This is a genomic window from Sphingomonas changnyeongensis, assembly GCF_009913435.1.
GTDB lineage: Bacteria > Pseudomonadota > Alphaproteobacteria > Sphingomonadales > Sphingomonadaceae > Sphingomonas_B > Sphingomonas_B changnyeongensis.
The window spans coordinates 2,080,427-2,094,614 of the sequence record NZ_CP047895.1 but is presented as its reverse complement, the minus strand read 5'-3'; the positions used below and the strand labels follow the sequence as shown (position 1 = coordinate 2,094,614).

13 protein-coding genes and 2 pseudogenes are annotated in these 14,188 nt (G+C 64.1%); 7 read left to right on the top strand and 8 right to left on the bottom strand.

The features are described 5' to 3' along the window. The first annotated feature begins 59 nt into the window (after nt 1-59). The 6 genes from GVO57_RS10330 (at nt 60) to GVO57_RS10305 (ending at nt 4,477) form a co-directional block, all read left to right on the top strand. On the top strand, nt 60-716 hold the full coding sequence (locus GVO57_RS10330) for a response regulator transcription factor (RefSeq protein WP_160593072.1): 657 nt from the start codon (nt 60-62) through the stop codon (nt 714-716). A 41-nt stretch (nt 717-757) separates the two neighbouring features. Further along, nucleotides 758-1,720 carry a HAMP domain-containing histidine kinase gene (locus GVO57_RS10325; RefSeq protein ID WP_160593071.1) on the top strand — a complete coding sequence of 321 codons (963 nt, stop codon included), beginning with the start codon at nt 758-760 and terminating at the stop codon, nt 1,718-1,720. Further along, nucleotides 1,657-2,064, top strand: coding sequence for an ATP-binding protein (locus GVO57_RS10320; protein WP_160593070.1), 408 nt, complete (start codon nt 1,657-1,659; stop codon nt 2,062-2,064). The genes GVO57_RS10325 and GVO57_RS10320 overlap by 64 nt, the downstream gene beginning before the upstream one ends. Before the next feature lie 344 nt (nt 2,065-2,408). Further along, the gene (locus GVO57_RS10315; RefSeq protein WP_160593069.1) at nt 2,409-2,933 is read left to right on the top strand and encodes a hypothetical protein; all 525 of its coding nucleotides are present in this window, start codon (nt 2,409-2,411) and stop codon (nt 2,931-2,933) included. After that, nucleotides 2,933-3,658, top strand: a complete 726-nt coding sequence (locus GVO57_RS10310; protein WP_160593068.1) for a hypothetical protein — start codon at nt 2,933-2,935, stop codon at nt 3,656-3,658. Before GVO57_RS10315 ends, GVO57_RS10310 begins: the two co-directional genes overlap by 1 nt. A gap of 414 nt (nt 3,659-4,072) precedes the next feature. Next, complete coding sequence (locus GVO57_RS10305; RefSeq protein ID WP_160593067.1) at nt 4,073-4,477, top strand: hypothetical protein; 405 nt, start codon at nt 4,073-4,075, stop codon at nt 4,475-4,477. Nucleotides 4,478-4,829: 352 nt separating this feature from the next. On the opposite strand, the gene GVO57_RS10300 is transcribed toward GVO57_RS10305, so the two are convergent. The 7 genes and pseudogenes from GVO57_RS10300 to GVO57_RS10270 all read right to left on the bottom strand — a co-directional run bounded on the left by GVO57_RS10300 (nt 4,830) and on the right by GVO57_RS10270 (nt 12,562). Next, nucleotides 4,830-5,858: a cobalamin-independent methionine synthase II family protein gene (locus GVO57_RS10300; RefSeq protein WP_233281334.1), complete on the bottom strand. Its 1,029-nt coding sequence runs from the start codon at nt 5,856-5,858 to the stop codon at nt 4,830-4,832. Nucleotides 5,859-5,953: 95 nt separating this feature from the next. Further along, complete coding sequence (locus GVO57_RS10295; RefSeq protein WP_160593066.1) at nt 5,954-6,763, bottom strand: alpha/beta fold hydrolase; 810 nt, start codon at nt 6,761-6,763, stop codon at nt 5,954-5,956. A gap of 46 nt (nt 6,764-6,809) precedes the next feature. Beyond that, nucleotides 6,810-7,355: a VOC family protein gene (locus GVO57_RS10290; protein ID WP_160593065.1), complete on the bottom strand. Its 546-nt coding sequence runs from the start codon at nt 7,353-7,355 to the stop codon at nt 6,810-6,812. A 29-nt stretch (nt 7,356-7,384) separates the two neighbouring features. After that, a pseudogene (wrbA, locus tag GVO57_RS10285) lies at nt 7,385-7,986 on the bottom strand (NAD(P)H:quinone oxidoreductase). A 12-nt stretch (nt 7,987-7,998) separates the two neighbouring features. Then, complete coding sequence (locus tag GVO57_RS10280; RefSeq protein WP_160593064.1) at nt 7,999-10,215, bottom strand: TonB-dependent receptor; 2,217 nt, start codon at nt 10,213-10,215, stop codon at nt 7,999-8,001. Nucleotides 10,216-10,590: 375 nt separating this feature from the next. Then, nucleotides 10,591-11,334, bottom strand: a complete 744-nt coding sequence (locus tag GVO57_RS10275) for an IclR family transcriptional regulator domain-containing protein (RefSeq protein ID WP_233281333.1) — start codon at nt 11,332-11,334, stop codon at nt 10,591-10,593. 67 nt (nt 11,335-11,401) lie between these two features. Further along, nucleotides 11,402-12,562, bottom strand: coding sequence for a CaiB/BaiF CoA transferase family protein (locus GVO57_RS10270; protein ID WP_160593062.1), 1,161 nt, complete (start codon nt 12,560-12,562; stop codon nt 11,402-11,404). Nucleotides 12,563-12,653: 91 nt separating this feature from the next. Between GVO57_RS10270 and GVO57_RS10265 the strand changes: the two genes are divergently transcribed. Beyond that, nucleotides 12,654-13,427 (top strand): citryl-CoA lyase, encoded by a 774-nt coding sequence (locus GVO57_RS10265; protein ID WP_160593061.1) that lies wholly within the window; start codon nt 12,654-12,656, stop codon nt 13,425-13,427. Here the strand turns inward: GVO57_RS10265 and GVO57_RS10260 are convergent. Beyond that, nucleotides 13,424-14,181: pseudogene (locus tag GVO57_RS10260) on the bottom strand (IS5 family transposase). The gene GVO57_RS10265 and the pseudogene GVO57_RS10260 overlap by 4 nt on opposite strands. Nucleotides 14,182-14,188 lie beyond the last annotated feature (7 nt).

The window sequence follows — 14,188 nt, the reverse complement described above, 5'->3', positions numbered from 1 at the left end:
GTGCAAGGTGCAGGCGGCAGATGCCGGCCTCATTCAACCCGTCGGTACAGGAACACCCCATGCGGTTGCTGCTGGTTGAAGACGATGTGGACCTCGCAAACCGGCTGGCAAGGCGCCTCACCAGCGCTGGCTTTGCCGTTGATCGGGCTGCAGACAGCCAAAGTGCGATCGCCTGGCCTGATCTGGACACGCATAGCGCAGTGATCCTGGACCTCGGACTACCGGGGATCGGCGGTCTTGGCGTCCTGCGCGGGTGGCGGGCGCAGGGTGTGCGTGTGCCCGTGATCATCCTCACCGCACGAGGCGATTGGCGCGAAAAGGTCGAAGTCCTCAATGCCGGCGCAGACGATTTTGTGGTCAAGCCCGTGCATTCTGAGGAGCTGATCGCGCGGATCCATGCCCAGATCAGGCGTCGCGAGGACCATGGCGCACCGGTGTTGATTGCAGCTGGCCTCACGCTCAACCCCACCGCCCGTTCGGTCACGCGGGACGGCCAGTCGCTTGAGTTGTCACGGCAGGAATACCGCCTGCTTGAAGTCTTCATGCGCCGGCCAGGTCATATTCTGTCACAGGCGGATCTGTTGGAAAGGCTCTATCCGCTCGAAGCGGAACGCGATTGGAACACCCTGGAGGTGCAGGTCAGCAGGCTGCGGCGAAAGCTCGGCCGGGAGACCATCAAGACGGTTCGCGGCCTCGGCTACAGGCTTGAGAGATGAAAAGGGCCCCAACCAGCCTGCGGACCCGCTTTACAATCTCCATGCTGGCATGGGTGCTGGCAGGCCTGCTTGTGCTTGGAATATCCGCCAGCCTGCTCTTTCGGCGACATGTCGAGGGCGTCTATCATTTCGAGCTCCAGGAGCATCTTGTGGAGCTTGTCGGACTGACGACCTTCGACGCCCGCGGGAACCCGTCGCTTGCAAGGCCATTATCCGACCCGCGTTATGGCGTTCCCGGCTCCGGCTTCTACTGGCAGATAACCGGCGACACAGCCGGCACGCTGCGATCACCCTCGCTGGTGCGCGGTCGCTTCGACCCCGAACTCGCCCACACGCGATCAATCACACATGTCGCGGGCGATGGGCCGACCGGGCGGGCCATGGTCTATGGGATCGTGCGGCCGCATCCTTTCCGCCCCGACCAACTGCACTTCATCATCGCAACCGACATGCGCCATCTCGATGGCATCGTTCGTGGCTTCCAACGCGATCTGTTCGCCTGGCTCGCAGCGTCAGGGCTCTTGCTGATTGCCGGAGCCCTTGTCGCTTTGAGGTTTGCGACACTCCCCCTCGACCGTCTTGGGAAACGCATCACAAGAGTTCGGACCGGAGAGGAGGGCCGGATGGGGACCGCCTGGCCTGCAGAAATCGCACCGCTCGCACACGACCTCGACCGATTGATCGAGAGCCGGGAGGCGATGGTTGCAAGCGCACGCATCGAGGCAGGCAATCTTGCGCATGGCCTGCGCACCTCGCTTGCAGTCCTCACCGATGAAGCCGAAAACCTCTCGAATACCGCCACGGGCAAAACACTATTGTCCGAATGCCAGGCCATGACCCGCAAACTCGACTGGCATCTCGCGCGCGCGCGTGCGGCAGCAGGCCAGGGTGCTGTCATCGAAACGGTCCTGCCCGATGCCTTTGCCCCCTCCTTAGCGCCATGGAACGCTTGCACGCAGCACGCGGCGCTCAGTTCCTCGCCGAGGGACCGTTTGTCAGGGTAGCCATCGATCCGGAAGCCTTCGCCGAAATCCTCGCGAATCTTCTCGACAATGCCGGGAAGTGGGCATCGAGCCTGATCACCCTTCACTGGACGGTCGCAAACGGCCTTGTGGAGCTAAACGTCACCGACGACGGCCCCGGCATCCCAGCCGACACCATCGAAGCTCTGTGGATGCCTGGCGTACGGCTCGATGAACGAGTTCCAGGTCACGGCCTGGGCCTCGCCATCGCTCGTGACCTGACAATGGCAGCCGGCGGGCAGCTGGAACTCAGGTCACGGGACGACGGAAGAAGTGGCACCACTGCTATCCTCACCCTTCAAGCGATCCCGAAAGTCTTGTCGTGAGACACATAAGCAGAAGCTAAAGCGAGACCGGACAAGGTCCGATGATCGAAACGCGCAGGGCTGAACTCGCCAGCCCAGACTTGCGCCTCATCGTATGATCGCGCGGCGATAGCCCGCAGCCTGAGCCTCGGCCTGAACCGCCCCGGATTTGCCGGAGGCATGTTGGCCGGAGCCACGCGCTGCTGCCATCCACATCGCCGCCATGAAGGCGTGCGTGTTCGCCGCGGGCCCGGCACAGACCCCGGTAAAGGAAAGGAAGGTGGAGGGTAGCTGAGCGAAAGAGATGAAAATCCTCCCGCCGCGACCGTGAAGCTCAGCCGTCGCGCGCCAACCAAGAGCATATAATGAAAATGACGTGTCAGCCGGCATTTGCGCCTGCGCCTACCCCCCGCAAGCTGGTGCGCCGCCTGATGGATGCTGCCGCACTCGCCATCGGCGGTCCCGTGCTGCGCGATGCCGGCATCGAAGATCCGCGCCTCGCAAACTGCCTGATCATGCCGCTGGCCCGGCTGCTGATCTGCGGCACGGCCTGCCACGCCCCGTTGCTGCACTACGAAGCCGGGATGCTGCAAAAGCTCACCGATCTCGATGCGCTGATCGTGCGGCCAGATGCGGGCCATGAGGCGGTGTTCGACATCCGCCTGCGGGGCGACGGGGCGTGGCACTGCGGCTACCGGCTGTGGCTCGAGACTGCCGATGCCGGCGTCTGGCTCGTGCCGCCAGAGGGGCAGGGCAGATGCTTCCTGATCGGCAAGCACGGGATCGAGGCCAGCGACCATGGCCCATTTGCGCATGGCGAGCGCGTCCGGCAGCAGGGCCATGCCCGCGCCCGGCTGCTGCTCGCCGTTGCCCGGCAGGGATGGTATTGATGGCGAAGCATCGCTGGAAGGCACCGGCCGCCGCACGGGGACCGGAACCCGCTGCTCCCCGGCCCGTCATGCACGTGCCGCCCGCCCGGCTGCGCACCTTTCCCGACGGGGGCGGCGTGTTCGACGATTTCGGCTTTGTGCGCGGCTATTATGTCGGCGAAGGCCCCCGGATCGGGCTCCTCGATTATGTCGAGCGCAAGCTCTGTCCGGTTCCGGACACGGCCGGATCACACCGCCATACCGCGCCCAAAATCGATCTGCTGCTGCCGCCGTGCGCATCGTCCGATTACATGGCGATCGAGCATCTCGTGCGCATGTACGAGCTGGCGCTACCCGGCTGGGAAGCAAGCGCGTTCGCGCAGATCACGCTGCGGTTTCCGCATGCGGCCAACTTTCATGTGCCATGGGAGCTGGCGCGCGGTTTCGCCCAAGCCGTGCTGGTCGGCGCGCGCGAGGTGCCGGTGATCGCCATATTGCACACGCCCAGCGTGAGCGGTTCGCCCAACCCGCCGCATGTCCACCTCATCGCCCTGCCGCGCAGGCTGGGACAATTCGGCTTTGCCGAGTTCGACCGGGAGTTGCCGACCGACATCGGCAACCGCGCGATGCATGCCGCCTGGCAGCACTATCGCGAAGCGCAGGACAGCCGCCCGTGCTCCGGCGATCTCCCCGCGGCAGTGCCGCGACGATCGAGCTGGGGAAGCCTGGCACACCGTGCGAGGTGACAACCGGACCCCGCAAATCGCATAAACCGGCATGGCGGTACCCCGGTGCCGCCATGCCATCCCCCAACCACCCGGATCAGGGGCCTTGCCTGGGGGTATCGCTTTTGAAAATCTTCGGTCTTTTCTCAATCAAGCAGTGAGTTATCAGCAGTGTTCGGAATTCTCCGTTTCCGCCACCTCCTGATTACGCCGCTGGCATCCTGTGCCCGAGGCCATTTTGAGAAGCCATGGGTCCCGCGGCACAGCATCGAAGCAGCCATGGCGGCGGTCGCCGTAAGCCACCCGTTTGCGCCGCGTGTTCAGGGAAGTCGCCGCGCAGCACACGCGGCTGCGCCCTCATCGCGGCAACCACTTTTTTGCGTTGCCGCTGGGCGCCAGCGCCCGACCGGGATAGATCAGGGCGGGAGGCTGACCATGGGTGGCGCGGTAAAAGCGGGCAGCATCTATTTTGCAGGGATGTTTGTGCTCGGCTTCCTGCTGGGAAGCGTGCGCATCCTGCTGCTTGTCCCGCTGATCGGAAAATGGGCCGCAACCTTGTGCGAACTGCCCGTGATCCTGACAGCCGCATGGGTTTACTGCGGCTGGGTCATCACTCGCTTCGCCGTGCCGTTCAACCTCGCCGCGCGCGTGCAGATGGGAGCTATCGCCTTCACCCTGCTCATAACTGCGGAAATGCTGCTCAGTCGCACAATGTTTGACAGATCCCTGTCACAGCAGATGCAGGAACTGGCGACCGGCCCCGGCCTTGCCGGCCTTGCCGCACAGTTCGTCTTTGCAATCTTCCCTCTCTTACGGCTCCGGCCTCACCGCGCAGGCTAGTCCTTCCTGGGGCAGTGGCTGCGCTATTTTTCAACGCGCTAATTTGTTTTGGCTGCCGGGATCCGGCCCTTGCCTGCATGGCCGAAGATTTACAAAAAACGGGCAGAGATCACAGTCGAGCTACGACTGGCCGGAACTTGGTCGGAGCTACCATTGTTCGGGAATACGCCGGACGACTTTTTCACGAGAACCCGCCATTCACGGTCGGCCCGACCAGCCTGTCATCGCGCCCGCAAATGGGCCGAATGCTGAATTGCCGATCCAGGTCACAAACAGATTGAAACCGCATCTGGGCGAAAGATTACCGCCTGCCAAGGACGGCAGGGGTCGCCAGAACCCTCCGTGTTCTTTTTCAGAAGCGGCGGCGCGCAATCTCTGCCCCTTCGGCGAGAGCGGCCAGCTTGGCCCAGACGATTTCCGGATCGAGCGCATTGCTGCCCGCATGCACCGAGAAGCCACAATCAGCCCCTGCCATCACTCGATCGGCACCGATGAGATCGGCATAGCGGCCGATGCGCTGAGCGATCAACTCGGGATGCTCGATATAAGGGCTCTGCGGCTCAACCATGCCGGGACACAGGATCTTATCGTCAGGAAGCGGATGGTCGGCAAAAAAGGCAAATTCGTGCGCGTGGCGCGGGTTTGCCCCTTCGAGCAGCACAGTCTGCGGCTTGGCCTGCCAGACAATGTCGGCGATCTCGCTCAGCGCCACATCGCAGTGATGCGGACCGGGATAATTCCCCCAGCAAAGGTGCATGCGCAGTTGCTCAGCAGGTATGTTGCGGAGCGCATGGTTGAGCGCGGCGATGTTCATCCCGATGCGCTTGCGGAACTCGTCAAGGCTCAGATGGGTGAACTGGACATGGCGGCCCATCGCCAAATCGGGGCAATCGACCTGCAGGGTTATGCCAGCGGCCGCGATCGTTTCGTATTCGTGGCGCAGGCCCTCGGCCAGCGCGAACACATATTCCTCGTCGCTCGCATAATATTGGTTGGGGAAGAACAGCGCGGTCACGCCGGGCGACGCCGCGGACATGAAGGTTGCATGGCCGTTGGCGAGGCGCTTCAGCCGCTCGGCATCGATACGCGGGGCGTCCATGTCGATGACCTCGATGGGCGCGGTGCAGGCCGGTGCGGAACGCCTAGCGCGGCCCTTGTTACCGAACACCTGCGCCTTGGCACCGGGAAACTCCTCAAGGTCCTGGAATTCATACTGTCCCGCCTCGCCACCAAAGCCCGACAGGCGGTGCTTGATATAGGTGGCGTAGGACGGCTTCGACTGTTCGCCATCGTTGACGATGCTGATGCCCGCCTCGATCTGGCGCTTGATGACATAGTCCGTCGCGTTCTCGACCGCCGCGTCGAAGGCCTCATCGGACACCGCCTGCCCCCTTCGCGCGCGAACACGAGGTCAAGCAGTGCCTCGGGACGGGGCAAACTGCCGACATGGGTGGTGGGGAACCGGGTCGTCATGGCTCAGGCCTCTTCTTTGGGGTCGGCGCACAGGCGCAGGAAGCTGCCGACGGCGGCATTGAACCCCTGCGGATTGTCGCAATTGGCCAGATGCCCCGCCGACGCGATCTCGGCGTGGCTACCATGCGCGGCAAACCGGCCAAGCGCGGCGGCACAGGCGCGCCGCCAAGGCGTGTCGAATTGTCCGGCCAGGGCCAGCACGGGCACTGCAAGCTGTTCGAGCACATCGCGCGGCAGGGCCGGCGGATCGCAAGGCGTGAGCAGGTCGCGCCCGTCATAATCGGCCAGCATCGCGGCGGCGAGCGCGGCGGCTTCGGGCGTATGTGTCTGCATCAGCGGATGCGTTGCCCAGGCGCGCCGCATCGCCGCCAGATCGCCTGCGGCCACCAGCGCGCGGTATCCGGGCAGATCGATCGTCTCGTCGCGCACGACGAGGCACGGGAGCGGCGCGCCTGAGACCACCAGCCCGGTAAGGCGCGACGCAAACCTGCGCGCGGCGTCGAGCGCCACGACCGCGCCCTGCGACAGGCCGACCAGCGCGAAGCAGTCGAACCCAAGGGCATCAGCGATCGCGATGATATCGTCCGCCTCGCGCGCCAGATCGCCCGGCGCGGTTGCGCGCCCGTGCCCGCGCCGATCGGGCATGACGAGCAGGAACCCCGAGCCCAGCCCGGCGATCTGCGGCTGCCACATCCGGCGATCGAGCGTCCAGCCATGGAGCAGGATGACAGGCGCACCGGCACCCGCCGTCACGAACGGAATGATGCCGCCAGCGACGGCGACCTCCCCCGGCTGCACAGTACCCGGACCCAAGGGGGAACGGCCGGCAAGCATCGGCGGCAGCCCTTCCCCCGCCGGTTCAGGCCGCTTCGGCGGCGCGGAACGGGTTGTTGTTGCGGTGATCGCCCGCCAGCCAGCGCTTCAGTTCGGCATGGGCCGCGGCGCGACGCCCGGCATCAAGTGCCGCGGCACGCTCGTCATCATGAGTGAACTCAAGGATCATGCCGTTGGGATCGGTGACATAGAGCGAGCGGCAATAGCCATGCTCGAGCACATAGGTCTGCGGCTCGGTGATGCCGGCGGCGGCAATACGGCGGGCAAGCTCTGCCTGCCCGTCGGCATCGACATGAAGCGCGATGTGGATGAAGGGGCTGGCCGGCATTTCGGGGCCGAATTCGGCCTGATCTTCGGGATCGGCGAACTGGAAGAAGGCGAGCGCGCTGCCATCGGCCAGCTCAAAGAACACATGGCAATAGGTGCGCTCCTTGCCGAACAGCTCGTCCTTCTCGCAATAGGTGGCCATCAGCGGAAAGCCGAGCACGTCTTCGTAAAAGGCGCGCGTGGCCTCGAGATCCTTGGTCACATAGGCGGTGTGGTGCAGGCGGTTGGCAAGGATCCTGGTCATGATGCTCTTTCCCTCAGTCCCTCAGATGTTCAAGCGGCCAGCTTGGCAGCGATCTGCGCGACATGCGCGCCCTGGAAGCGCGCACCGGCCAGCTCATTGTCGCTCGGCAACCGGCGGCCGTCATTGCCCGCCAGCGTCGAGGCGCCGTACGGGGTCCCGCCGCTGATCTCGCCCATCTCGGCATTGCCCTCAAAGCTGTAGGGCAGGCCGACAATCACCATGCCGTGATGCAGCAGGGTGGTGTGAAAGGAGGTGATGGTGGTCTCCTGACCGCCATGCTGGCTGGCGGTGGAGACGAACACGCTCCCGACCTTGCCGACCAGCTGGCGGGTGAACCAAAGACCGCCGGTCTGATCGAGAAAGTTGCGCATCTGTGCCGCCATGTTGCCGAAACGCGTGGGGGTACCGAAGATGATCGCGTCATAATCGGCCAGTTCGTCCGGGGTGGCAACCGGCGCCGACTGGTCGAGCTTCATCCCCGCCCCCTGGCGACCTCATCGGATACCAGTTCCGGCACGCGCTTGACGGTGACTTCGGTGCCGGCAATGCTCGCTGCGCCCTCGGCAACGGCTGCTGCCATGGCCTCGATATGGCCATAGCTCGAATAATAGAGCACCAGCACCTTGGTCATGTCTGCGATCCTTCAGAACTTGAAGCCGATTTCGGCGCCATAGCGGCGCGGACGGGCGCGGAACACGAAGCCACCCGGCGAGAATTCGGCGTTGTAGGTTTCGTCGAACAGGTTCTGCGCGAACGCGGTGATCGACAGCCCGTTCTTCAGCGTCACGCCCGCGCGCGCATCGACAATGTCCACCGGCTGGCGCACGGTGGTGTTGAACGGCTCCCACCAGGTCTTGCCCGTCCGGCGGTAATCGATCCGCAACAGGCCATCGACCGTGTCCGAGATCGGTCCGGCATATTGCACGCCAAGATTCAGCGTGTAGCGCGAGATTTGCGGCGCCTCGTTGCCGATCACGCTTGCATCGGCAAAGTCCTTGATCTCGCTGTCGGTCACGCCGATCGCGGCGTTGACGTCGAGGTTGGGCAGCACTTCAGCGGTCGCCTCCAGCTCGAAGCCGTTGATCCGCGTCTCGGGGATGTTGCCGAGATTCTGGGTCGAGGACTGGGCCAGGAAGACGAAGAAATAGCTGTTCCTCGACAGCGTGGTGTAGGCCGCACCAGCCAGCCGGACCGGACCGAGCTGGGCCTTCGCGCCGATTTCGAAGGTGTCGGCGGTTTCGGCGCGGAAGATGTCGCCCACGCCGACGATCGCGTTGTTGACCGCCTCCGCACCGACGCCGGTCTGGTTGAAGCCGCCCGAGCGGAAGCCGCGCGAATAGCCCCCATAGATCGTCAGATCGCGGCTCGGCTCCCAGGTCAGGGTCAGCTTGGGCTGCCAGTCGTCGAACACCGCGGTGCGCACCTCACCGCTCTGCGCCTGCGGCACGCCGGGTACCACCGGCAGGAAGCGCTGCGGGGTCAGCGTCGTCTGGCGGCGCCGGTCGCGGTCGTAGCGCAGGCTGGCATCGACGCGAAACTTGGGCGACAGCTCATAACCCGCATTAGCGAACAGCGCCCAGGCGAAGTTGTTCTGACCGTCCGACAGGAAGCTGAACTGCGGATTGAGCGGATTGGTCGAGGGTGTCCGGAACACCGGGAACACGCCATTGCCGGTGTCGACCATGTTGCCGGTGGAAATGAAGCGCTGGGTATCGATCAGATAACCGCCCACCATCCAGTTGAACGCCCGCCCGTCCTCGGGCGACGCCAGCCGCACTTCCTGGCTGAAGGCCTTGACGTCGAGAAACTGGCTCTGGTTGAGGTCGAAGCCGTTGCCGGGGCCGAGGATCGTCTCAAACAGGTTGAAGAAGAAGCTGTCTGCAATCGGCAGAAAGTCGAACGCATCGCCGGTGAGAATCTCCTGCAACGTGTCGTAGGACGAGATCGAGGTCAGGACCGCATTTTCGCCTGCATATTCGACCTTGAGCGAGGCGTTATAGATGTCGCGGTCGTTCTGGCCGGGATTGTTCACCCGCACATCGGCGATATCGTTCACATCGCCAACGATGTTGTAATAAAGCCCCTGTGTGCGGAGCTGGTTGACAGAGCCGCGCAGGTCGAAAGTCAGTCGGTCGGTTGCCTCGACGAGAAGATTGGCGCGCAGCGAGAAATCCTCGACCGGATCGGCGTCCTCGCCCAGAAAGGTGTTGGGGATGAAACCGTCGGTGTTGTAGTAAGATCCGGCGACGCGGAAGGCGACATTGTCGGCCAGCGGCCCGCTCACCCCGCCGCGTAGAAAATAGCCGAAGCCATTGTCGATCCCAGCGGTGATGTTGCCGGAGAATTTGTCGGTCGGCTTCTTGGTGGTAATGATGATCGCCCCGCCAATGGCGTTGCGCCCGTAAAGGCCGCCCTGCGGGCCTTTCAGCACCTCGATCTGGGCGATGTCGAACAGGTCCTGGTTGAACTGCGCGGGGTTCACCTGCTGCACCCCGTCGACGATCACCGCGACGCTGGGCTCCGAATTACGGTTCTGGGTGATGCCGCGGATGATGACGAACGCATTGCCCGCATTCTGGGTCTCGACCAGATTGACGTTTGGGGTGAGCGCGATGAAGTCCGCCGGCCGTTCAATCCCGGCATTCTGAATCGCCCGGGAATCGAAAGCGGTGACCGCCGCCGGCGTATCCTGCAGGCTTTCCTCGCGGCGCAGGCCGGTGACGATGATGCTCTGATCATCGGGCGCTGGCGGCGTGGCGGCGCTGGTCTGTGCCGCAATCGGGGCGGCATACATCGCGGCCGCCAGACCGGCAGCGGCAAGCGCGACGGAACTGACGCTCCTGGAGCCCGGATAGGTCATGTCTCTCTCCCCTGTGGACGCTTGACGCCCCTTCTTCGGTCCCCTGCGAAGCTGTTCGCTTTCTTCGGTCCCCTCCGACACTGCCGGTCTATGGACTTCGTAATGCGAAGTCAACTTCGATATACGAAAACTGTGATGGAAGGACCGGCGAACTACGTGCCGAACAGGGCACAGCTCATCCTCCCGATCATGGACGGATCATTGTGTGATCATCTTGGAGTGGATGACCGGGCGATGTCCGGCCCGGGGCCAAAAAATCGCCGCTGGTCGCGAGAGCGATTTCCGATCCAACTGCGTCGGATGGGCTGCTCTAGGGTTCCGATTTTACAGCATTTTCCGGGTCGCCGGGAGATCCAACCCGCCTTGAAAATGCTTTTAGGGCTTTAGTGCGGCTTCCAGCGCTGGCCAGCGCCTGAGCGTCGCCTCGATCTCGCCCGCCGTGGCGCGCAGCAGCGGCAGGCGAGTACGCACCAGCTCGTCCTGAGAAATGCGGGTGGTGGAGGTCGAGCAGTTGATGCTCGCGATCACCCGCTTGTCGCGCCCGAAGATCGGCACCGCCACCGACACGATGCCATAGTCGAGTTCGTCGAGCGCGGAATCGTAACCGCGCTCGGTGATCAGCTGCAGCCGCTCACCAAGTGCGGACCGGTCGGTCACCGTACGCTCGGTAAAGCGCTGGAACGGCGCGCCGGACAGCAGCGCGGCACGTTCGTCATCGGGTAGATAGGCGGCAATCGCCTTGCCGAGCGATGTCGCATGAAACGGAAAGCGCGTGCCCACCCCGGCCGCGACCCGGAACCGCCGGTCGGTCGAGACATGGGCGACATAGAGGATGTCGGCGCCCGCCAGCACCGCCAGGCTGGCACTGTCTCCGGTCTGGTCGCGCAGCACCTGCAACGGGGGCAGCACCACCTGCTCGATCTGCATCGAGGCGAGAAAAGCCGATCCGATCGTCAGCACCGCCGGCCGCAGCAGGAACTTGCGATCATGCTGACCAACATAGCCGAGTTCGACCAGCGTGATCAGGCACCGCCGCGCAACCGCCGGGGGCAGGCCGGTCACGGCCGCCACCTCGGACAGGGTCATCTCCGGATGATCCTCGTCAAACGACTTCAGCACGCGCAGGCCGCGTTCGAGGGTCGAGAGAAATTCGGGGTCCTTTGCTCCCGCTTCCTTCCGGCCAGGTTCAGCCCCTGCTAGTCCCATGCTTCGGCCTTTCGATGCTGCGGCGAATGTCCGCGTCGTCGGCGCCCAATACGGGCGGTGCGGTGACGCTGTCCATGCGCTCGCCATCGAAGCTGAGCGGAAAACGGATGGTGCGGAAAGGGCCATGCGGGCCATCGGGGTCGCTCACCTCGATGCCGAGCGCCTTGGCCTGCGCGCTCTCCAGCACTTCGGCCGAAGTAAGGACCGGTGAGTTGGGCACTTCGAGCCGGGTGAGCTCGGCCGCCCATTCGGCCCGCGGGCGGGTGACGAAGATCGGCGCAAGGAAAGCGACGACATCGTCATAATGGGCAATGCGCGCCTCGCGGCTGGCAAAGGCGGGGCGCGCGAGCATGTCGGGCTGGCCGACTGCGGTTGCTAGATTTTCCCAGAATTTGGGGGGTGAGGACATGTGCAGCGCGATCCAAAGGCCGTCGGCACATTCAAAGACGTAGCTCTGCGACACGTGCGGGCGGCTGTAGGGACCCATCAGCTGACCGGCCGACAGCAGGTGGGTGAAATCATCGAGGTTGAAGTGGCACATCGCCTCGAACATCGAGGTCTCGACCAGCCGCCCCTTGCCGGTCTCGTGCCGTTCGTTGAGCGCGGCCAGGATGCCGAGCGCGGCATAGAAACCGGTCATCGCATCGGCAATCGCCGGGCCGACGACGCGCGGATGCGCAGGATTGACCAGCAGCCGCAAAAAGCCGGATGCCGCCTGGGCGACAGTGTCGAAGGCGGGCCGGTCACGGTCGGGCCCCTCGCTGCCGAAGCCCGAGATCGAGGCATAGACCAGCCGCGGGTTGATCGCCCCCAGCCGCGCGGCATCGACATTCAGCCGACCCGCCACGCCCGGGCGGAAGTTCTGGATGAACACATCGGCATCCGCGACAAGCCGGTCGAGCACCGCGAGGTCGTCGGGGTTTTTCGGATCGATCGTGATCGAGCGCTTGTTGCGGTTATAGGTCTGGAAGTGCGGCGAATAGAGGCCGCCCTTGAAGTTGCGGAACGGATCGCCCGTGCCCGGCTGCTCGACCTTGATGACATCCGCGCCGAGATCGGCCAGCAGCATCCCGGCCGCCGGGCCGGTGATGAAGGTGCCCATTTCGAGCACGGTGACGCCCGCGAGAGGTCTTGCCTTCATCCGCCCGATCCCATTTTCTTCCCTTGCCGACACGGTCAGGATATGGTCTTCGAATAACGAAATCAACTTCGAATACCGAAAAGGGTGTACCATGCGCATTGGCAAGCAGGACCACGCCGTCACCTCGATCTGCACCTCGGATGCGACCAGCATCACCGTGCGCGGGCTTGACCTGTGTAGCGAGGTGATCGGCCGGATCGATTTCACCAGCTATTTCTGGCTGCTGGTGACGGGCCACATGCCCACACCTGAACAGAAGTTGCTCACGGATGCGGTGCTTTGCGCGATTGCGGAACACGGTCTGGTGCCCAGCGTTGTGGCCTCCCGTATGACCCATGCCGCCGCGCCTGAAGCCTTTCATGGCGCGGTTGCCGCAGGACTGCTCGGCTGCGGCTCGGTGGTTCTCGGGAGCGCCGAGGTCGCCGGCAGATTTTACGCGCAGGTTGTGGCCGATGCCGAAGGCGGCGATCCCGCCGCCACGGCCATCGCCGCGGTTCGCGCCCTGCGCATAGAGAAAAAGGCCATCCCAGGTTTTGGTCATCCGCAGCATACGGCCGGCGACCCCCGCGCCCAGCGCCTGTTGGCGCTTGCGGCCGAGCATGGGATGGCAGGCAAGCATATCGCCATGCTACGCACGATCGAGAACGTACTTCCCGATGCCATCGGCCGCGCGCTTCCAATCAACGTCAACGGCGCGATTCCAGCAGTCATGCTCGACGCGGACTTCCCGCTTGCGGCTCTGAAGGGAATCTCGCTGTTGGCGCGCACCGCCAGCCTGATCGCGCACCTGCAGGAAGAAACCGAACGCCCTATCGGCTTCGTCATGTCGGGTGCGGCCGCCGAGCGGATCGGTTTCGAAAGCTAGGCGGCGTGGACAAATTTGAGCCAGTATCTGGCGGTGGCGAGGTGGACCATTCCGAGGAAGCTGCTGGCGAGCTGGTCATAGCGGGTGGCGCGGGCGCGGTTGATCTTGAGATGGCCGAACATGCGCTCGATGCAGTTGCGCTGCTTGTAGAGCGTCCGGTCATGTTCGATTTTCACCCGGCGGTTTGATCGGCCAGGAATGACGGGCTCGATGTTTCGCCTTGCAAGGTCGGCACGGATTGCATCTGCATCGTAGCCCTTGTCGGCAAGCAAGGCGTCGGGAGTGCGTTCGGGCAGCACGATCAGGGCATCATACGCCTTGCAGTCCGCCGCCTCGCCGCCCGTCAGGTGGAAGGCGATCGGTCGCCCAAGGGCATCAGCCAGGCAGTGAAGCTTACTGGTGAACCCGCCCCGCGAGCGGCCAAGAGCGCGTCGACACGCCCCCCTTTTCCGCCCGCTGCCGAGACGTGGGCGCGAACGGTGGTCCTGTCGATGCTGTAGTGGCCGGTATCCGCCATGATCTCGGCCAGCGTTACCGCCACGATCTCCCAGACCCCAGCCTCGCTCCATCGACGGAACCGGCGATAGATGGTGTTCCAGCTCCCGTATTTCGGCGGCACGTCGCGCCACGGTGCACCGCACCGAAGTCGCCAGAGAATGCCGTTGATGATCGAACGGTTTTGTTCGGGAGGGCGGCCCCTGCTCCGGTTCTTGCGCTCGATCGGCAGCAAGTCCTTCAGGACGCGCCATTCCACCTCGGCG

What these genes read in the sequence shown, in the direction of transcription:
- GVO57_RS10330 (WP_160593072.1), top strand. Translation starts at nt 60, where the DNA reads ATGCGGTTGCTGCTGGTTGAAGACGATGTGGACCTCGCAAACCGGCTG.
- GVO57_RS10325 (WP_160593071.1), top strand. Translation starts at nt 758, where the DNA reads ATGCTGGCATGGGTGCTGGCAGGCCTGCTTGTGCTTGGAATATCCGCC.
- GVO57_RS10320 (WP_160593070.1), top strand. Translation starts at nt 1,657, where the DNA reads ATGGAACGCTTGCACGCAGCACGCGGCGCTCAGTTCCTCGCCGAGGGA.
- GVO57_RS10315 (WP_160593069.1), top strand. Translation starts at nt 2,409, where the DNA reads ATGAAAATGACGTGTCAGCCGGCATTTGCGCCTGCGCCTACCCCCCGC.
- GVO57_RS10310 (WP_160593068.1), top strand. Translation starts at nt 2,933, where the DNA reads ATGGCGAAGCATCGCTGGAAGGCACCGGCCGCCGCACGGGGACCGGAA.
- GVO57_RS10305 (WP_160593067.1), top strand. Translation starts at nt 4,073, where the DNA reads ATGGGTGGCGCGGTAAAAGCGGGCAGCATCTATTTTGCAGGGATGTTT.
- GVO57_RS10290 (WP_160593065.1), bottom strand. Translation starts at nt 7,355, where the DNA reads ATGACCAGGATCCTTGCCAACCGCCTGCACCACACCGCCTATGTGACC.
- GVO57_RS10280 (WP_160593064.1), bottom strand. Translation starts at nt 10,215, where the DNA reads ATGACCTATCCGGGCTCCAGGAGCGTCAGTTCCGTCGCGCTTGCCGCT.
- GVO57_RS10270 (WP_160593062.1), bottom strand. Translation starts at nt 12,562, where the DNA reads ATGAAGGCAAGACCTCTCGCGGGCGTCACCGTGCTCGAAATGGGCACC.
- GVO57_RS10265 (WP_160593061.1), top strand. Translation starts at nt 12,654, where the DNA reads ATGCGCATTGGCAAGCAGGACCACGCCGTCACCTCGATCTGCACCTCG.